The sequence below is a fragment of the Roseococcus sp. YIM B11640 genome, assembly GCF_049727625.1.
Classification (GTDB): Bacteria; Pseudomonadota; Alphaproteobacteria; order Acetobacterales; family Acetobacteraceae; genus Roseococcus.
In genome coordinates, this window is record NZ_JBBJOZ010000001.1 from 27,409 (window position 1) to 44,542 (window position 17,134).

Annotated in this window: 16 protein-coding genes; 6 read left to right on the forward strand and 10 right to left on the reverse strand. The window is 70.3% G+C overall.

Translation table 11 applies throughout. The annotated features are described in order from the left end of the window. Positions 1 to 261 precede the first annotated feature (261 nt). From WJM96_RS00125 to WJM96_RS00140, 4 genes are read right to left on the reverse strand one after another with little or no spacing between them, the layout of a single operon-like run. Entirely contained in the window at positions 262 to 1,350 is a 1,089-nt protein-coding gene (locus WJM96_RS00125) for an ABC transporter ATP-binding protein (RefSeq protein WP_424810384.1), read from the reverse strand. A 5-nt stretch (positions 1,351 to 1,355) separates the two neighbouring features. Beyond that, positions 1,356 to 2,258, reverse strand: a complete 903-nt coding sequence (locus WJM96_RS00130; protein WP_424810385.1) for a carbohydrate ABC transporter permease — start codon at positions 2,256 to 2,258, stop codon at positions 1,356 to 1,358. Next, the gene (locus WJM96_RS00135) at positions 2,258 to 3,196 is read right to left on the reverse strand and encodes a carbohydrate ABC transporter permease (RefSeq protein WP_424810386.1); all 939 of its coding nucleotides are present in this window, start codon (positions 3,194 to 3,196) and stop codon (positions 2,258 to 2,260) included. The genes WJM96_RS00130 and WJM96_RS00135 overlap by 1 nt, the downstream gene beginning before the upstream one ends. A gap of 60 nt (positions 3,197 to 3,256) precedes the next feature. Further along, on the reverse strand, positions 3,257 to 4,459 hold the full coding sequence (locus WJM96_RS00140) for an ABC transporter substrate-binding protein (protein ID WP_424810387.1): 1,203 nt from the start codon (positions 4,457 to 4,459) through the stop codon (positions 3,257 to 3,259). A 271-nt stretch (positions 4,460 to 4,730) separates the two neighbouring features. Between WJM96_RS00140 and WJM96_RS00145 the strand changes: the two genes are divergently transcribed. Genes WJM96_RS00145 through WJM96_RS00155 form a run of 3 tightly spaced genes read left to right on the forward strand, consistent with a single transcriptional unit; the run spans position 4,731 to position 7,433 of the window. Further along, a complete protein-coding gene (locus WJM96_RS00145) occupies positions 4,731 to 5,834 on the forward strand; it encodes an NAD(P)/FAD-dependent oxidoreductase (RefSeq protein ID WP_424810388.1) in 1,104 nt (367 codons plus the stop codon). Beyond that, positions 5,831 to 6,802: a threonine ammonia-lyase gene (locus WJM96_RS00150; RefSeq protein WP_424810389.1), complete on the forward strand. Its 972-nt coding sequence runs from the start codon at positions 5,831 to 5,833 to the stop codon at positions 6,800 to 6,802. The genes WJM96_RS00145 and WJM96_RS00150 overlap by 4 nt, the downstream gene beginning before the upstream one ends. 4 nt (positions 6,803 to 6,806) lie before the next feature. Continuing rightward, positions 6,807 to 7,433 (forward strand): DUF1345 domain-containing protein, encoded by a 627-nt coding sequence (locus WJM96_RS00155; RefSeq protein ID WP_424810390.1) that lies wholly within the window; start codon positions 6,807 to 6,809, stop codon positions 7,431 to 7,433. Positions 7,434 to 7,494: 61 nt separating this feature from the next. On the opposite strand, the gene WJM96_RS00160 is transcribed toward WJM96_RS00155, so the two are convergent. Beyond that, the gene (locus tag WJM96_RS00160; RefSeq protein ID WP_424810391.1) at positions 7,495 to 8,055 is read right to left on the reverse strand and encodes a YSC84-related protein; all 561 of its coding nucleotides are present in this window, start codon (positions 8,053 to 8,055) and stop codon (positions 7,495 to 7,497) included. A gap of 114 nt (positions 8,056 to 8,169) precedes the next feature. On the opposite strand from WJM96_RS00160, the gene WJM96_RS00165 reads away from it, so the two are divergent. Then, the gene (locus WJM96_RS00165) at positions 8,170 to 8,808 is read left to right on the forward strand and encodes a glutathione S-transferase family protein (RefSeq protein ID WP_424810392.1); all 639 of its coding nucleotides are present in this window, start codon (positions 8,170 to 8,172) and stop codon (positions 8,806 to 8,808) included. A gap of 13 nt (positions 8,809 to 8,821) precedes the next feature. Here the strand turns inward: WJM96_RS00165 and WJM96_RS00170 are convergent, their stop codons facing one another. Together WJM96_RS00170 and WJM96_RS00175 are read right to left on the reverse strand one after the other, a co-directional pair. Further along, positions 8,822 to 9,838 (reverse strand): amino acid ABC transporter substrate-binding protein, encoded by a 1,017-nt coding sequence (locus WJM96_RS00170; RefSeq protein ID WP_424810393.1) that lies wholly within the window; start codon positions 9,836 to 9,838, stop codon positions 8,822 to 8,824. Then, on the reverse strand, positions 9,835 to 11,184 hold the full coding sequence (locus WJM96_RS00175; RefSeq protein ID WP_424810394.1) for an aspartate aminotransferase family protein: 1,350 nt from the start codon (positions 11,182 to 11,184) through the stop codon (positions 9,835 to 9,837). Before WJM96_RS00175 ends, WJM96_RS00170 begins: the two co-directional genes overlap by 4 nt. Before the next feature lie 108 nt (positions 11,185 to 11,292). Between WJM96_RS00175 and WJM96_RS00180 the strand changes: the two genes are divergently transcribed. Continuing rightward, positions 11,293 to 12,198: a MurR/RpiR family transcriptional regulator gene (locus WJM96_RS00180; protein WP_424810395.1), complete on the forward strand. Its 906-nt coding sequence runs from the start codon at positions 11,293 to 11,295 to the stop codon at positions 12,196 to 12,198. 1 nt (position 12,199) lies between these two features. On the opposite strand, the gene WJM96_RS00185 is transcribed toward WJM96_RS00180, so the two are convergent. The 3 genes from WJM96_RS00185 to WJM96_RS00195 form a co-directional block, all read right to left on the reverse strand. Further along, positions 12,200 to 12,409 carry a hypothetical protein gene (locus tag WJM96_RS00185; protein ID WP_424810396.1) on the reverse strand — a complete coding sequence of 70 codons (210 nt, stop codon included), beginning with the start codon at positions 12,407 to 12,409 and terminating at the stop codon, positions 12,200 to 12,202. Positions 12,410 to 12,527: 118 nt separating this feature from the next. After that, positions 12,528 to 12,920 (reverse strand): hypothetical protein, encoded by a 393-nt coding sequence (locus WJM96_RS00190; protein ID WP_424810397.1) that lies wholly within the window; start codon positions 12,918 to 12,920, stop codon positions 12,528 to 12,530. A gap of 157 nt (positions 12,921 to 13,077) precedes the next feature. Next, positions 13,078 to 14,199 (reverse strand): MFS transporter, encoded by a 1,122-nt coding sequence (locus WJM96_RS00195; protein WP_424810398.1) that lies wholly within the window; start codon positions 14,197 to 14,199, stop codon positions 13,078 to 13,080. 84 nt (positions 14,200 to 14,283) lie between these two features. On the opposite strand from WJM96_RS00195, the gene WJM96_RS00200 reads away from it, so the two are divergent. Next, positions 14,284 to 17,133: a helicase-related protein gene (locus WJM96_RS00200; protein ID WP_424810399.1), complete on the forward strand. Its 2,850-nt coding sequence runs from the start codon at positions 14,284 to 14,286 to the stop codon at positions 17,131 to 17,133. Position 17,134: the final 1 nt, after the last annotated feature.

The following is a 17,134-nucleotide window of genomic DNA, read 5'->3' on the forward strand; positions in this document are numbered from 1 at the left end:
CAGGAGGCCACGCCGCAGGCCGTGAGGCTCACGCGCACGGACTTCCTCTGGCTGTCGCCCGACAGCATGGCTTCAGCGGCCAGGGACGCCGTGGCGGGCAGCGCGGCACCAGCGCCGAGGGCCGCGGTGAAGCGACAGATGGCGTGTCCAGGCCTTCCTGCCGCGCCGCGCCGCGATCCGGCGTGGCGCGGGATGACGGGTCGGTGGCAAGCGGCCACCCGACCGTGGCGATGGCCCCGACAGGCCGCGCCTTTCGTAAATTTACAGCACCCGGCCGGTTCGCGCGTCGAGCAGGTGCATGTTGTTCATGTCCGCCGTCAAAACCAGCGGGACGTTCGGCTCGGCCGCGACGGTGGGCTCCAGCCGGGCGCAGCAGTCCCGCGCCTCACCCAGGTGGAAATGGGCCAATGTCTCCATGCCCATGGGCTCGATCACCTCGGGCGTGATGGTGATCTCGGCGCGATTGGGCAAGCCGGGGCGGTGGTCGGTCAGGTGCTCCGGCCGGATGCCGAAGAGCAGGTCCATCCCCGGCGCGCCGGCGTAGCGCGCGCGCCGCGCCTCGGGGATCGGCAGCACCGCGCCGCCGGGCAGGTGGACGGCGCCGTTCTCGACCCGCGCGGGCAGGAAGTTCATGGCCGGGCTGCCGATGAAGCCCGCGACGAAGCGCGTGGCGGGGTTGTGGTACAGCTCCTGCGGCGGCCCCACCTGCTCGATGACGCCATGGTTCATGACCACGACGCGGTCGGCCAGGGTCATGGCCTCCACCTGGTCATGCGTCACGTAGACGGTCGTGGTGCGGACGGTCTGGTGCACCTTCTTGATCTCCGTCCGCATCTGCACGCGCAGCTTGGCGTCGAGATTCGACAGCGGCTCGTCGAAGAGGAACACCTTCGGGTCGCGCACGATGGCGCGGCCCATGGCCACGCGCTGCCGCTGCCCGCCCGAGAGCGCCTTGGGCTTGCGCTCCAGCAGCGGCGTGATGTCGAGGATGCGCGCCGCCTCCATCACGCGGCGCTTGATCTCCTCCTTCGGGAACTTCCGCAACGTGAGACCGAAGGCCATGTTGTCGAAGACCGACATGTGCGGATAAAGCGCGTAGTTCTGGAACACCATGGCGATGTCGCGGTCGCGCGGCGGAATATCGTTCACCACCGTGCCCCCGATCGCGATGTCGCCGGACGTAATTTCCTCGAGCCCCGCGATCATGCGCAACGTGGTGGACTTGCCGCAGCCCGACGGGCCGACGAGCACGACGAACTCGTGATCCGCGATCTCGAGGTCGATGCCCTTCACCGCCTGGACGTCGCCCTCGTACATCTTGACGACCTTGCGAAGCGAGACTTGCGCCATGTGGTTCAGCCCTTGGTAGCGCCGGCCGTGAGGCCCGCGATGTAATAATCCATCAGGAAGGCGTAGATGACGACCGGCGGCAGCGCGGCCAGCAGCGCGCCCGCCATGATCTGCCCCCAGGCGAAGGTGTCCGCGCGCACCAGCTGGGAAACGATGCCGATGGTCAGCGGCATCTGCTCGGGCGTCGTCACGAAGGCCGTGGGATAGACGAAGGCGGCCCAGGAGACGGTGAAGGCGAAGATCGTCGCGGCGATGATGCCGGGCAGCGCCACGGGCACGAAGATCTTCAGCAGCATCTGCGGCCATGTCGCGCCGTCTATCAGCGCGGCCTCATCCAGCTCCTTCGGGATGGAGGCGAAGTAACCGATCATGATCCAGGTGCAGAAGGGTACCGTCAGCGTCGGATAGACCAGCACCAGGCCCCAGATCGAGTTGAGCAGCCCCAGCCCGCCCACGATCTGGTACAGCGGAATGAAGAGCAGCGTGTCGGGCACCAGGTAGGTCAGGAACACGCCCGTCGCCAGCAACTGGCTGCCGAAGAAGCGCATGCGTGACAGCGCGAAGGCCGCGAGGACCGAGATCACCATCGTCACCGCGACGACCAGGCCGGTGATGATGAAGCTGTTCACGAAGAAGCGCAGGAACATGCCGTTGCCGAGCAGCGCCGTGTAGTTCTCCAGCGTCGGGTCGCGAACCAGCCAGGGATTACCCTGCATGTTCGCGATCTCCGCGCTGCCCTTCAGGCTCGTGATGAACATGTAGACCGGCGGCGCCAGGAAGATCACGGCGGCCAGGGTCAGCGAGGCATAGGCCCACCACATGGCCCATCGCCGCTCGCGCGAGAGGCTGCCGGCCTTGCCGTAGATGGGCGCGGCGGCGCCGGTCGAAGGTGCGGTCGCGACGGACATCACATCTGCTCCTTGTTCCGGCGAGTCACGCCGCGCAGCACGAAGAAGGCGCAGATCGCGAGGATCGGCAGCATGAAGAGGGAGACGGCGGCGCCACGCGGGATGTTCCCGCTCAGGATACCGACCTGGAAGGCATAGCTCGCGAAGACATGCGTCAGGTCCCGCGGGCCGCCATTGGTCAGCACGCGGACGATGTCGTAATTCGCGAAGGTCACGATCAGGCTGAACAGCACGGTGATGGAGATGATGTTCGCCATCATCGGCAGCGTGACGTAGCGCAGCCGCTGCCAGCCCGACGCGCCATCGATGGCCGCGGCCTCGTAGAGCTGCTCGGGCACGCTTTTCAGCGCGGCGAGATACATGATCATGAAGAAGGGCGCGCCCACCCAGACGTTCACGATGATGATGGCCGCGCGCGCCCAGAGCGGCTCGCCCAGCCAGGGCACCGGCGGCGCGCCGACCAGCGAGATGAGATAGTTGATGGAGCTGTAGGAGGGATCATACATCCACCACCAGCCGAGCGTGGACAGGGCCGGGGGGATAACCCACGGCACCAGCAGCATGCCGCGCCACTTGCGCTGCCCCTTGGTCGGGATGTGGTGCAGCATGTGCGCCAGCCAGAAGCCGATCAGCGCCTTCACGATCACCGCCGTGATGGCGAAGATGCAGGACTGCCAGACGACGTTCCAGAAGGTGTCGGTATCGAAGAGGATCTCGAAATTGCCGAAGCCGATGTTGCGGACCATCGTCCGGTTCAGCGTCGAGAGGTAGACGCCATACGCCGCCGGATAGGCGACGAGGCAGACGATCACGAGCAGCAGCGGCAGCGTCATCAGGAAGGCGATGGTGGAGCGCCGTCGCGCGAAGCGCTTGAGGCTCGCGGAACCCGCTGGGGGCGCTACGAGACGTGTATCGGCCGTGAGTGAATCGGCAGCCATCGAGATCCCCCTGCCTCCCAACACAAAACGGGCGGAGGCCGGGGCCCCCGCCCTGACGGATCAGCCGCGCGCGAAGTTGCGCAGCTCGCGCTCGGCCCAGGTGAGTGCCTGGTCGATCGTCTCGCCGCCCTGCGCCACGCGGGCGATCATCTTGGTGTTGATCGCCTGGTTGTAGGCCTGCACCGCGATCTCCGCCGGTGCAGGCGCGAAGGCGATATTCTGCCGCGCATTGTGGTGCGGCTTCAGCGGGTAGTTGTAGACGACGCCAGTCGGCGGGCCCTCGGTTTCCCAGATCTTGAAGTCGGACATGGTGCCGAAGGGCGGGATGTCGTAGCCGCTGCTCGTCGTCGTCTGGGCTTCGGCCTGCTCCCGCTCGGAGAGGAATTCCAGCAGGCCCTTCGCGGCCGGCTTCGCGCGGCTGAAGCTCCAAATGCCCCAGAAGTAGGGCAGGTAGGGCGTGAAGCGCCCGGCCGGGCCGGCGGGCATCGGGAAGGTCCAGCACTTCTCCGCCACCTGCGGCGCGTCACGCTTGGCCACCGCCCAGGTGGAGGGCGGGTTGAAGATGAGCGCCGAGCGGCCGGAGATGAGCGCGCGGTTGTTCGACGCATCGTCCCAGGCATAGACGTCGTTCGGCAGGAAGCGGCAGAGCCGTACGGCGTATTCCAGCACCTGCCGGACGGCAGGGTTGTTCCGCACCGTCACGTTGCCGCGCTCGTCGATCAGCGAGGCGTTGTAGCTGCGGAAGAGCGAGCCCACCCAGTCCACCGCGTCGGTGAAGCTGCCCATGGGCAGGCCGAAGGGAACGCCGGCCTGCGCGCACTTCTCGGCGGCGACGAGGAAATTGTCCCAGTTCCACTGGTCGACGCCCGGGCCGAGCTGGGCCGCCGCCGGATACATCGCCTGCACGTCGATGCCCGCATGCTGCTTCAGCAGGTCGAACCGGCCGAGCGAGGGCTTGTGCTGGCTACCGGACACCGCCGGGATGGCGCGCCAGGCGCCCTCGCGCTTCGCGAGATATTCGCCGATCGGGTTGATCGGCCCATACTTCGCGACGAGGCGGCCGACGACGTCGTCCATCGGCTCCAGCAGCCGCGCATGGGCCGAGGGCTCCCAGGTCGGAAAGCTCAGGATGTCGTGGCCGGAGCGGCTTTGCGCCTGGGCGGCGATGGTCAGCAGGTTCTGGTTGCCGACCGAGGTGATGAAGTCGATCTGCACGTCGACGCGGTTGCGCTGGCCCCACTCGGCGCAAAGGCGCCGAAGCACGTCGTTGCCGACTGGAACCCAATGGTCCCAGAAACCGCATCTGAGCGTGCCGCCGGTACCCTGAGCGTGAACCATGGGCGCTGAAAGCACGCCCGCAGCAATGACGCCCGCGCCGGAGCGCAGCGTATTGCGACGGGAAATCCCGTTGCCTGCCATCTTGAACCACTCCCTGCTTTTTCCGTCGCGGTCTTTGCCGCCGCGCCGAGGTTAGGCATGCTGCGGGACCCGTTGCAACCGTTGCCGCGACGGGACCCCGCATGAAGATGGTTCCATGGACAAGCAATTCTTCGATGCCCTCGTGATCGGAGCCGGCATCGCAGGCGCCACCGCCGGCGCGCATCTTTCCACCACCCACCGCGTGGCGCTTCTCGAGATGGAGGAAAGCGCCGGATACCATACGACAGGCCGGTCTGCGGCGATCTGGATCCTCAGCTACGGCAGCGCCGACGCGCAGATTCTCACCGCCGCCTCCCGCCGCTTCCTGGAAAATCCTCCCCCGGGATTCACCGAGGTTCCCCTCGCGCATCCGCGGCCGGTGCTTAATCTGGCTAAGGCCGAGGATCTCGCCGATCTGGAGGAGACGCTGCAGCACGGGCGCGTGCCGCTCGCACTCGAGGAGGCGAAGGCGCTGGTGCCCGCGCTGAAGCTGGAGGCGGTCGCCGGCGCCGCCATCGAGTACGACGCCTTCGACATCGACATCGCGGCGCTCCATCAGGGCTTCCTCAAGCAGATCCGCAACCAGGGCGGCGTGCTCGCGCTGCGCAGCCGCGCCGGGCGCATCTGGCACGAGGGCGGCGCCTGGCATGTCGAGACGCCGGACGGAACGATCTACGCCGCGCCGGTGATCGTGAACGCGGCCGGCGCCTGGGGCGACGTCGTCGCCAAGGTCGCGGGCGTGAAGCCCATCGGACTGCAGCCCAAGCGGCGCACGGCGCTCATCATCGATCCGGGCGAGTACGACACGGCGAACTGGCCCATGGTGGTCGATGTGAACCATTCCTGGTACGTGCGGCCCGAGGCACGGCGGAAGCTCATGGTCAGCCCCGCCGACGAGACGGATAGCGAGCCCATGGACGCCCAGCCGGACGAGCTCGACGTCGCCATCGCCATCGATCGCATGCAGCAATGCCTCGACATTCCGGTGACGCGCGTGGAGCACCGCTGGGCGGGCCTTCGCACCTTCACCCCCGACCGCGGGCTCGCGATCGGCGCCTCCGAGCAGCCCGGCTTCTTCTGGTTCTGCGGCCAGGGCGGCTATGGCATCCAGACCGCGCCTGCCGCCGGGCGGCTGCTCGCCCAGCTCATCCGGGGCGAGACGCCCGACGCCGACGTCGCCCCCGCCATCGCGCCCACCAATCCCCTGAGGTTCGCATGACTCCCTCCTTCGACGACGTCCAGGCCGCGGCCCAGCGGCTGAAGGGGCGCATCCGCCGCACGCCCATGCTGCGCCATCGCGCGCTGGATGCCGCTGCCGGCGGTGTCGTTCTGGTGAAGCCGGAGCCGCTGCAGATCACTGGCAGCTTCAAGCTGCGCGGCGCCACCAACGCCGCGCTTCAGCTGCCGCCCGAGGCACGGGCGGGCGGGGTGGTGACGCATTCCTCCGGCAATCACGGCCAGGCCGTCGCCGCCGCCTGCCACAGCCTGGGCATCCCCGCGCTCATCGCCATGCCGCAGGACGCGCCGAAGGTGAAGGTGGAGGCGACGCGCGCCTGGGGGGCGGAGATCCACTTCTTCGACCGCCACGGCGTGGATCGCGACGCCCTGGCACGCGAGCTCGCCGAGAAGCGCGGCGCCACCGTCATCCCCCCCTTCGACCACCCGGACGTCATCGCCGGCCAGGGCACCGCGATGCTGGAGCTGCTGGAGGATGCGCGCGATGCCGGCTTCAAGCCCGACCAGCTCGCCATCAACACAGGCGGCGGCGGGCTGCTGGCCGGCTCCGCCCTCTCGGCGCGCGCGCTGGCGCCGCAGGCCACCATCTACGCGGTGGAGCCCGAGGGCTGGGACGATTACGGGCAGTCGCTGCGCGCCGGCCACCGCATCCCGGCGGACGGCAACGGCCCGGGGCTCTGCGACTCCCTGCTCTCGAAGGCACCGGGCGTGCTGACCTTCTCGATCAATGCGCCACGCGTCGCCAACGGCTTTGCGGTGACGGCCGAGGAGGTCTTCGCCGCCATGCGCTTCGCCTTCACGCATCTCAAGGTGGTGGTGGAGCCCGGCGGCGCCGTCTCCCTCGCCGCCGTGCTGGCCGGGAAGATCGACACGCGCGACAAGGTGACGGCCATCATCCTGAGCGGCGGCAATGTGGATGGCGGCGTCTTCTCGCAGGCCATGGCGGCCTGAGGGAATGATCAGGTCGATCCTGCGCCACGTCATTACGCTGAAGAGCGTGGCGGGAGGGCTTCTCCTGTTTCTGGGCGCCTGGTCGGCCGGCGTGTCGCTCGGCACGGCGGCGATGCTGGGATGGTCGGCGCATGTGGTCTTCTACGCCGCGCTGCTGATCCATCATCTCGGCCAGGCGGAGCCTGAGCAGATGCGCCGTCGCGCGCGCGATCTCGCCGAAGGGCGCGCGACCGTGCTGGTGCTGTCGGTGCTCGCGGCCTCGGCCTCGATGCTCACGGTGGTGCTGCAGCTGGCGGGCAGGGAGGAGCACGAGCTCGGCGGGCTCGTCGTCCCGATCCTGACGATCGTGCTCTCGTGGTTCTACGTGCACCTGCTCTTCGCGCAGGACTATGCGCACGAGTACTGGACGAACGACAGCGGCATCGAGTTCCCCGGCGGCGACGGCACGCCGGAATTCTCGGAGTTCCTCTACTTCGCGTTCACCATCGGGATGACGTTCCAGGTGAGCGACGTGACGACGAGCGCGCCGCGCATGCGGCGGCTCGTCATCCTGCACGGGCTCACGGCCTTCTGGTTCAACGCCGCCATCATCGCATCGGCCGTGAACACGGTCGCCAGCCTCGCGAGCTGACGCCCCCGGCACGAGGCTTGACCTCGGGCCGGGAGCGCAAGGAGCGACCGTGCCGGTAACCTCAATCCGGCCGGATGCGGGTGATCTTCGTCCCGTTCAGCGCCACCGCCGCCATCAGGCCCTGCTGGCCGAAGGTGATGGCGTAGACCGGCTGGCTGAGCGTGGTGGAGCTCGCATTGGCCTGCAGGCCCTGGTCCAGCGCCACGACCGTCGGGCCGGTGCCGACCTCCCAGCCATCGGCCGCCATCAGCGCGCGCAGGGATTCCTCGGTCATGAAGAACATGGCGAGGCCCGCGGCCTGGGCACCGGCCAGCAGGCCGAAGGACATGCCGGCGATGTTGTAGTAGCCCACGGTCTGGCTCCCGCGCAGCAGCGCGCCCTCGCCGTACTGGCCGCCGACCAGGAAGCCGCCGCTGATGATGCGCGGGAAGACGAGGATGGCCTTGGACGGGGCGAAGAGCGGCTCGGCATTCTGCATGCCGCGCAGGCGCGTCAGCGCGGCGCTGACCTCGGCGTCGATCTCGGCGCGCGTGGCGGCCTGGGCCGGGCGGGTCTTCAGGAAGGGAGCGGCCCCGAGGAACGGCAGAATGGCCGCCGCGCGGGCGATCTGGCGACGTTGCATGGCGATATCCTCCAAGAGTGGAACGCAGGCACCAACGCTGACCGTGGGGGTAGGTTGCAACCGCGGACCCGCCGCGCAACCCTCCGTTCAAATCTTCATCAGGAGGAAACGCGCATGATCCACATCCTCGGCCGCGCGAACAGCACCAATGTCTGGAAGCCGCTCTGGGTGCTGGAGGAGCTGGGCCTGCCCTACGAACGCAGCGATGCCGGCATGGAGCATGGCGTGGTGGACACGCCCGAGTACCGGGCGCTGAACCCGAACGGACGCATCCCCTCGCTGCGGCATGACGGGATCGAGCTGTGGGAGAGCAACAGCATCTGCCGCTACCTCTGCCTGCTGGCGGGAGGCGACGCCAAGGGCCTCTATCCGGCGGCGCCCGCCGCCCGCGCCAGCGTGGACCGCTGGCTGGACTGGCAGCTCTCCACCCTCTCGCCGGCCGAGCGCGACCTCTTCTGGGGCATGGTCCGCACGCCGGCTGAGAAGCGCGACATGAAGGCGGTCGCGGCGGCCGTGACGAACAGCGCCCGCTGCTGGGCCATCCTGGAGGACCGCCTGAAGGACGGCCGCCTCTACATCGAGGGCGACACGCTGACGCTGGCGGACATCATCCTCGGCTGCTTCGCCCGCCGCTGGTTCGGCGAGGAGGTGCGGGTGCCCGGTATGCCGGAATTCCCGCGCCTCGCCGCCTGGTTCGCCCGCATCGGCGAGCGCCCCGGCTTCAGGCGCTTCGTCGCGCCCAAGCTGTTCTGACCGGCCGCCCGCCTCAGCGGAACGGCATGCCGTAATGCAGCCCGCCGCGGGAGACGATGTTGTTCTGCCCGCGGTTGAGGTTGATCGGCGTGGCCGGTCCGAAGTTGCGGTCATAGACCTCGCCGTAATTGCCGATCGCCGCGATCACGCGCACCGCCCAGTCGCGCGAGAGGCCGAGCATGCCGCCGAGATTGTCCTCCGTGCCGAGGATGCGCTTGAGCGCGGGGTCCGTCGCCGTCGCGACCATGCCGCGCACGTTCTCGCGTGTCAGGCCGCGCTCCTCCGCCTCCACCAGCAGCGCCAGCGTCCAGCGTGCGATGGCGAACCACTCCATGTCGCCGCGCGCGACCGCGGGGCCGTAGGGATCGCGGCTCAGCACCTCGGGCAGGACCAGGTAGTCGCGCGGATTGGGCACCTGCACCGCCACGGCGGAGGCAAGGTCCGCCGCGCCCGCCGTCACCGCGTCGCAGCGGCCCGCGAGGAAGGCCTCCAGCACCGTTGCGAGCCGGTCGAAGGTGATGGGGGTGAAGGGCAGGTTGCGCGCGCGGAGATAGTCCGAGACCTCCGGCAGGTTGGAGCCGCCGCCGCTGGCGCAGATGGTCGCCCCGTTGAGCTGCGCCATGCTGGTGACGCCCGAGGCGCGGCGCACCATCACGCCCGTCCCGGTGTAGAAGTTCACGCCGACGAAGACGATGCCCAGATTGGTGTCGCGCGAGAAGGTGATCACGGTGTCGCGCGCCAGCACGTCCACCTCGCCCGAGCTCAGCGCGGCGAAGCGCGTGGCGAGCGTCAGCGGCACGAAGGTGACGCGCGCGGGGTCGCCGAGCACGGCGGTGGCGAGCGCGCGGCAGTAGTCGACGTCGATGCCGTGCCATTCGCCCCGGCTGTCGGGCAGCGAGAAGCCGGCGAGCGAGCCGCCCACGCCGCAGCGCACCGTGTTGTTGGCGCGCACGCGGTCGAGCACCGCGCCGGCCTGGGCCTGCGTGGCCGCCAGGAGCGCGAGCGCCGCGGCCAGGAAGAAGCGCCTCATGCCCGGACCTCCGCGATGGTGGCCCGGACCAGCGCCTCGGCGATCTGCGCGACCTGCGCCTCGCCCATCGGCGTGGAGAGCGCGCCGGAGCAATTGGGCGTCAGCAGGATGCCCGCCGCCAACATCGCGGCGTGGATGCGCGGCAGCGCCTCCGCCTCGGCGGGAAGCGGCCGCGCGCTGCGATAGTCCACGATCTTCCGCGCGCCGAGATGCAGGCGGAAGAGCGACCCCGCGCCCGCCAGGCGGCAAGGCAGGCCGGCGGCCTCCAGCCCCTGGTTCACGCGCTGGCGCAGCGCCCCGCCCAGCGCGTTGAGGCGCGCCACGGCGGGTTCGTCGTAATGCGTGAGCGAGGCGAGGCCCGCCGCCATGGTCAGCGGATTGGCGCTGAACGTGCCGCCCAGCGCGACCTTCGGCTTGCCCCTCGCATGGTCGAAGACGGCCATGCGCTCGGCCGGGCCGGAGACCGCGCCCACCGGGAGCCCGCCGCCGATGATCTTGCCCAGTGTCACGAAGTCCGGCTCCAGGCCGAAGAGGGGCGAGATGCCGCCGAAGCCGAGGCGGAAGTTCACCACCTCGTCCACGATGAGCAGGATGCCGTCGCGCGCGCAGGCCTCCTTCACGGCCGCGATCACCTCGGCCGGCATCGGCACCATCCCGGCCTTCGAGGCCTGCGGGTCGAGGATGATGGCCGCCAGCGTCGGCCCCTCCCGCTTCAGGATGGCGGCGCAGCGATCGGCATCGGCATAGGGCAGCACCACCGTGTCCGTGAGCACGGCGGGCGGAGTGCCCTTGGCATAGGCGATGGAGGCGGGGTTGCCCGAGGCATCGTCCCACTCCTCCGGCCTGCTCTCGAGGCTCACCTCCGCATGGTCGTAGGAGCCGTGGTAGCAGCCCTCGAACTTCGCGATGCGATGGCGCCCCGTGGCGCCGCGCGCGCCCTTGATGGCGGCCATCACCGCCTCGGTGCCCGAGTTGCAGAAGCGCGTATGCGCCAGGCGCGGGTTGCGCGCCGCCAGCGCCTCGGCCAGCGCGATCTCGCCCTCCATGGGCAGGCCAAAGGCGGTGCCGCGCGCGATGGCATCGGTCAGCGCCGACACGATGGGCGCGAAGGCATGGCCATGCGCCAGCGAGAAGAAGTTGTTCGCGCAATCCAGGATGCGCCGGTTGTCGAGGTCGATGATCCAGCAGCCCTCGCCGCGCGCCGCATAGGGCGGGTGCGGCGGGAACCAGGAGGCGTGGCGCATGGAGCCTCCGGGCACCACGCGCTTTTCCCGCAGGAAGGCCGCGGCGGAACGCGTCATCGGCGCCTCCATCCCCGTGTCGTTGAGCAGCGTGGACGAACTCATCGGACGACCCCTTGGATCATGTGTTGCGCCGGAACTGAACCATATGATCCGTTACCCGTGCAACAGGAACATTTGGTTCATGGATGCCGTCCGTGCGAGGATCGCGCGATGGAATCGGACCAGACCTCCGCGGCCCTTGCCGCCCTCCTGCCCGAGCTCGGCTCGCAGATGGCGGGGGCGGCGCGCCATGTGCTGGCGCATCCCGAGGATGTCGCGGTCTTCTCGATGCGCGAGCTCGCGCGGCGGGCCGGCGTGCCGCCCGTGACCATGGTGCGGCTGGCGCAGCGCCTCGGCCTGCCCGGCTATGCCGAGCTGCGGCGGCGCTACGTCGATGGCGTGCGGGCCGGCCGGCTCTTCGGCCCGGCCGCCAACCGCAATGCCGATGCCGCGCGCGACATCGCCGCCGCCGCCGCGCGCAACAGCGGCGCACTCGGCTTCGCCGGCGAGTTCTTCGCGGCCGAGCAGGAGATCCTGCGCCGGACGGCCGCGCGGCTGGACGAGGCCGCGCTGGAGGAAGCGGCCGGGTTGCTGGCCCAGGCGCGCCGCGTGCATGTCGTCGGGCGGCGGACCACCTATCCGGCGGCCTTCGCGCTGGCCTATGCGCTGCGCAAGGCGCGGCCGGACGTGGCGCTGGCGGATGATGCGGCCGGTGCGCCGGAGGCCTTCCTGGAAGATGTGCTGCCCGGCGACGTGGTGGTCGCCGTCACCTTCGCCCCCTATGCGCGCATGACGCAGAACCTGGCGAGCGCCGCGGCGAAATCCGGCGCCCGCATCATCGGCATCACCGACGCGCCCACGGCGCCGCTTGGCAAGCTGGCGGGCAGGCTGCTCTTCGTGACGCCCACGACCTCGCACGCCTTTCCGGAATCGGCCGTCGGCGCGCTGGCGATGGGCAACCTGCTGGTCGCCCTCACCGTCGCGAAGCTGGGCGCGCCGGCCCAGCGCCGCATCCGCGCGAATGAGCGGCGGATCGTGGCCTCGGGAGAGTATCTCGAGGCCAGAACCGCGCGCTGACCTAGCGCGAGACGCGCTCGCCGCCCGGCAGCGTGATGCCGGAGACGTCGGGCTTCACGCCATGGGCTCCGGCCGTGCCGTTCAGCTCCAAGCCGTTCATGATCCCGTTGAAAGCGGCGCCATTCGGGGAATGGCCGTTCAGGATGTTGATGGCCCAGGCCGGCGAGGCGACGGTGACGGCGATGGCGGCGATCAGAAGGGTCGTCTTCATGTGCGTTTCCTATAAGGGCCCGCCGGTCCATCCGGCGCGGTGCGGGCCTTATCGGGGAGCCGTGTCGTCGCTCCATCGCGCGCGGCCGAAGAGTTGTCGCATCCGTCCCGCGCGCCGATCAGGCGTCGATGCCGTAATCCGCGAGCTCCGGCCGCATCGCCTCGATCACGAAATCCACGAAGGCGGCGGGCACGTCGAGGTAGAATTCCCGATCGGAATAGGCACCCACGCTCGCCTCCAGCCCGCGCGCGCGGAACCATTCGGCCAGCGCCTCCAGCTCCTCCTGCGGCCGCTCGCTGAGGAAGGAGACCTGGGAACGCAGCTTGTCCGGATCGCGCGCCTCGGTGGGGCTGCGGCTGAACTGCAGATCGATGTTGAAGCCGGGCTGGCGCAGCCAGATGGCGCGCTCCGTCCGCCGCAGCTCGATGAAGCCGAGGCGCGTGCGGAGCATCTCCACCACCGTCTCGAAATGCGCGGCCGCCAACCGGTTGGCGACGTGATTGAACCTCATCGCGGCGCTCCCTGGCATGGCGCACCACTGCCTATTCCCAGGCCCTGAGGCGCCAGGCGCAGCGCTCCGGGCTGCTTGGCTTCGCGCCATACTTCGGCGCGGCCGCGCTTTGCGCTCCCGGCCCGGGGCGATGCCCCCGGCCGCAGGTTCAGCCACATCATTCGACCCTGTCCTCATTGCGCCCCAGCGCCAGCACGAAGGCGATGGCGCAAAGCAGTGCCATGGCCAGGAAGGCCCCGCCCCCCATCATCGCGTAGAGCCCGCCGCTCAGCCACATCAGCCCGCCCGTCGTGGCGCCGATCGCGGACGCCACCAGCGTCTGCGCCTTGGCCTGCAGCGTCGAGATGGCAAGCAGCGCGCGCATGGTCGCGAGGTGCGTGGCGCCGAAGGTGATGCCGTGCAGCACCTGCACGGCGATGAGGATCGCAGGCTCCGTCGTCACCGAGGTGACGCTCCAGCGCAGCACGCCCGAGCCCGCGGCCAGCAGCGCCAGGCCGCGCACGCCCAGCCGGTCCGCGAAGGCGCGGCCATAGACGAAGAGCAGCACCTCCGACACCACGCCGAGGCCCCAGAGCACGCCGATGAAGCCGCTGGAGAGCCCTGCTGCCTGCCAGTGCAGCGTCGAGAAGCCGTAATAGACCGCGTGGCTCCCCTGCATCAGCGCGGCGATGGCCAGGATGCGCGGGAAGCCCGGCTCGCGCATCGGCGCCCAGGCCGAGCCCTGCGAGGCCGCCGGGATGCGCGGCGTGCGCGGCAGGAACAGCGCGAGCCCGGCGGTCGCCGCCAACGACGCCGCGAGGATCCAGGCCGCCGCGCGCGGCCCCGCCCATTCCGCCGCCCAGCCCGCCAGCACGGCGCCCAGGATGTAGGAGACGGAGCCCGCCGCCCGCACCCGTGCATAGTCGAAGCCCATCCGCCGCACCGCGCCGATGGCCAGCGCATCCGTCAGCGGCACCACGGGGGCCATGGTGATGGCGTGCGCGATCTGCACGGCCAGCAGCAGCGCGAGGCCGGCGGCCACGCCGAAGCCCATCGCGCTCGCCGCCGCGAGGATGGCGGCGGTCGCGAGGACCACGCGGCTGTCGCCCGCGCGGTCGGCGATCTGCCCGCCCAGCGGCGCCGCGATGAGGCGGATCAGCGAGCCTGCCGCCAGCACCCCGCCCACCTGCGCGGCGGTGAGCCCGCCCTCCGCCAGGATGGCCGGCAGGAAGGGCATGATGGCCCCCATTCCGAGGAATTGGGCGCCGAAGACCAGGGCGAAGCTGAGGGGGGCTGACACGCCGGGCCATCTTGCCTCAAGGGGGCAACGTTGCAATCACCCGCAAACGGTCCATAAGAAGCGCGCCTGTTGCCGGAATTGCTGATGTTCGATGCTCGCGTGAAGGCCATTCTTGGCCCCACCAACACCGGAAAGACCCATCTCGCCATGGAGCGGATGCTCGCGCATTCGTCCGGGATCATTGGATTTCCGCTGCGCCTGCTGGCGCGCGAAAACTATGACCGCATGGTGGCCCAGAAGGGCGCGGCCCATGTCGCGCTGATCACGGGCGAGGAGAAGATCATCCCGCCCGAGGCGAAGTGGTTCGCCTGCACGGTCGAGGCCATGCCCTTGGACCGCAAGGTGGAATTCGTCGCGGTGGACGAGATCCAGCTCTGCGCCGACCCCGATCGCGGCCATATCTTCACCGACCGGCTGCTGCACGCGCGCGGCCTGGTCGAGACCATGTTCATGGGCGCGGAGACCATCCGCCCGCTGCTGCAGCGCCTGGTCCCGCAGGTCGAGATCGACACCCGCCCGCGCCTGTCGAAGCTGGAATATTCCGGCCCCGCGAAGCTGACCCGCCTGCCCGCCCGCAGCGCCGTCGTCGCCTTCTCGGCGCAGGAGGTCTACGCCATCGCCGAGGCCATCCGCCGCCGCCGTGGCGGCTGCGCCGTCGTGATGGGCCGCCTCAGCCCGCGCACGCGCAATGCCCAGGTGAAGATGTACCAGGACCGCGAGGTGGATTTCCTCGTGGCGACGGATGCCATCGGCATGGGGCTGAACATGGATGTGGACCATGTCGCCTTCGCCAGCCTGCAGAAGTTCGACGGCCACACGCCCCGCCAGCTGACGGCGCAGGAGGCCGCCCAGATCGCCGGCCGCGCCGGCCGCGGCATGCGCGACGGCACCTTCGGCACCACCGCCGACTGCCCGGGCCTGCCGGACGAGATGGTGGAGAAGATCGAGAACCATCATTTCGAGCCGCTTCAGGCGCTGGTCTGGCGCAACAGCGACCTCGACTTCACCAGCACCGATACGCTGCTCGACAGCCTGGGCGCCCCGGCGCCGCAGGCGGGCCTGACCAAGGGCCACGACGCCTCCGACCACATCACGCTCAGCCTGCTGGCGCGCGAGGAAGGCATCCGCAAGCTCGCCTCCTCCCGCTCGCGCGTCGAGCTGCTGTGGGAAGCCTGCCAGATCCCCGATTTCCGCAAGCTCGCGGACGACACGCACACGCGGCTCTGCGCGCGCATCTTCACGAACCTGGCCGAGGACGGCGCCCTGCCGTCGGACTGGATCGCCTCGCAGATCGCGAGCTGCACGAGCACCGAGGGCGACCTCGACACGCTGATGGCGCGCCTCTCCTCCATCCGCGTCTGGGCCTATATCGCCGCGCGCGCCGACTGGGTGCGCGACGCCGCCGTGCAGCAGGAAGCCGCCCGCGCGGCCGAGGACGCCGTGAGCGACGCGCTGCACGAGCGCCTGACCGCCCGCTTCGTGGACCGCCGCGCCGCGCACCTGATGCGCAGCCTCGACAACACGCAGGAGGAGCTCCTCTCCGCCGTCACCCGCCAGGGCGAGGTGGTGGTCGAGGGCCACAAGGTCGGCCGCGTCGTGGGCTTCGAGTTCCTGCCCGATGTCGAGGGCGGGGACGAGGACAAGAAACTCATCCTCCGCGCCGCGCGCCGCGCGCTGGTGCAGGAGATCCCGCGCCGGATCGCCGCGCTCGAGATCGCTAAGATCGAGGCCCTGGCGCTGACGCCGGAGCACCGCATCACCTGGGACGGCGCCGAGATCGCCCGCCTCAAGATGGGCAGCGAGCCGGGCAAGCCGCTCATCGAGGTGAACAACTCCGAATTCCTCGACAGCCCGCAGCGCGAGCGCATCCGCACGCGCCTCGCGGCCTGGATCGAGGGCGTGCTGTCCAAGGATCTCGCCGCCATCGGCGCGATCGAGGCCAAGGCGGCCGAGGACAACACGCTGCGCGGCCCCGCCTTCCAGCTGCGCGAGACGCTGGGCCTGAAGCCCGGTGACACGCGCCACAACATCGGCCACGAGCTGCGGGCCAAGCTGAAGGCCATCGGCATCCGCGCCGGCCGCTTCGCGCTCTACGTGCCCGAGGCGCTGAAGCCCCGCCCCATGGCGCTGCGCGCGCAGCTTTGGGCGCTGAGCTACGACCTGCCGACGCCGCCGCTGCCCGCGCCGGGGCTGGTCTCCATCCCCACCGACGGCGTCATGGCGCTGTCCTGGCCCGAGGGCTTCGCCCACATCATGGGCTGGGTGCCCGCCGGCCCCGTCCTGCTGCGCCTGGACGTGGCGGAGCGTGTCGCGGCCGAGCTCGGCTACCTCACGCGCCGCGCGCCCGCGCCGCTGCCCCCCGAGATCCTGGGCCGCTTCGGCATCAAGGGCGACATGCTGGAGCCGGTGCTCTCCGCGCTGGGCTTCCGCCTGATCCCGTCCGAGCCGCTGCCGGAGGGCGTGGAAGGCCCGGTCCTGCCGACGATGATCGCCTGGGCCCGCCCGGCCCAGCCGCCGCGTCGCCAGCACCAGCATCCCCGCCGCGACCACCAGCGCGGCCCCCGCAAGCCGGACGCCGCCCAGGCCGCGACCGGCGAGGCGCCTGCGGAGAGCGCGCCGGAGGGCCAGCGCCAGGAACGCCGCGATGGGCCGCGCCCGCCGCGCCACCACGGCAAGGGCCCTCGACCTGGCCAGGGCCCGCGGCCCGGTCAGGGCCAGGGCGAGCGCGAAGCCCGCCCCGAGGGACGCCAGGACGGCCCCCGGCCGGACAAGTTCCGCAAGGACGGCCCGCGCCGCGACCGCCGCGATGGCCCGCCGCGCGACCGTGACCGCGCGGGCGGCCCCGAGACCCGGACCTTCCACGAGGACCGGCCCGCATCGCGCGCGGAGGACAGCCCCTTCGCCGCGCTGATGAAGCTGAAGCTGCAGCAGTAGC

Excerpts from the sequence above, each read along its gene's own strand:
- WJM96_RS00125 (WP_424810384.1), bottom strand. The coding sequence starts at position 1,350 with ATGGCGCAAGTCTCGCTTCGCAAGGTCGTCAAGATGTACGAGGGCGAC.
- WJM96_RS00130 (WP_424810385.1), bottom strand. The coding sequence starts at position 2,258 with ATGTCCGTCGCGACCGCACCTTCGACCGGCGCCGCCGCGCCCATCTAC.
- WJM96_RS00165 (WP_424810392.1), top strand. The coding sequence starts at position 8,170 with ATGATCCACATCCTCGGCCGCGCGAACAGCACCAATGTCTGGAAGCCG.
- WJM96_RS00150 (WP_424810389.1), top strand. The coding sequence starts at position 5,831 with ATGACTCCCTCCTTCGACGACGTCCAGGCCGCGGCCCAGCGGCTGAAG.
- WJM96_RS00190 (WP_424810397.1), bottom strand. The coding sequence starts at position 12,920 with ATGAGGTTCAATCACGTCGCCAACCGGTTGGCGGCCGCGCATTTCGAG.
- WJM96_RS00200 (WP_424810399.1), top strand. The coding sequence starts at position 14,284 with ATGTTCGATGCTCGCGTGAAGGCCATTCTTGGCCCCACCAACACCGGA.
- WJM96_RS00170 (WP_424810393.1), bottom strand. The coding sequence starts at position 9,838 with ATGAGGCGCTTCTTCCTGGCCGCGGCGCTCGCGCTCCTGGCGGCCACG.
- WJM96_RS00155 (WP_424810390.1), top strand. The coding sequence starts at position 6,807 with ATGATCAGGTCGATCCTGCGCCACGTCATTACGCTGAAGAGCGTGGCG.
- WJM96_RS00175 (WP_424810394.1), bottom strand. The coding sequence starts at position 11,184 with ATGAGTTCGTCCACGCTGCTCAACGACACGGGGATGGAGGCGCCGATG.
- WJM96_RS00160 (WP_424810391.1), bottom strand. The coding sequence starts at position 8,055 with ATGCAACGTCGCCAGATCGCCCGCGCGGCGGCCATTCTGCCGTTCCTC.
- WJM96_RS00135 (WP_424810386.1), bottom strand. The coding sequence starts at position 3,196 with ATGGCTGCCGATTCACTCACGGCCGATACACGTCTCGTAGCGCCCCCA.
- WJM96_RS00180 (WP_424810395.1), top strand. The coding sequence starts at position 11,293 with ATGGAATCGGACCAGACCTCCGCGGCCCTTGCCGCCCTCCTGCCCGAG.
- WJM96_RS00185 (WP_424810396.1), bottom strand. The coding sequence starts at position 12,409 with ATGAAGACGACCCTTCTGATCGCCGCCATCGCCGTCACCGTCGCCTCG.
- WJM96_RS00145 (WP_424810388.1), top strand. The coding sequence starts at position 4,731 with ATGGACAAGCAATTCTTCGATGCCCTCGTGATCGGAGCCGGCATCGCA.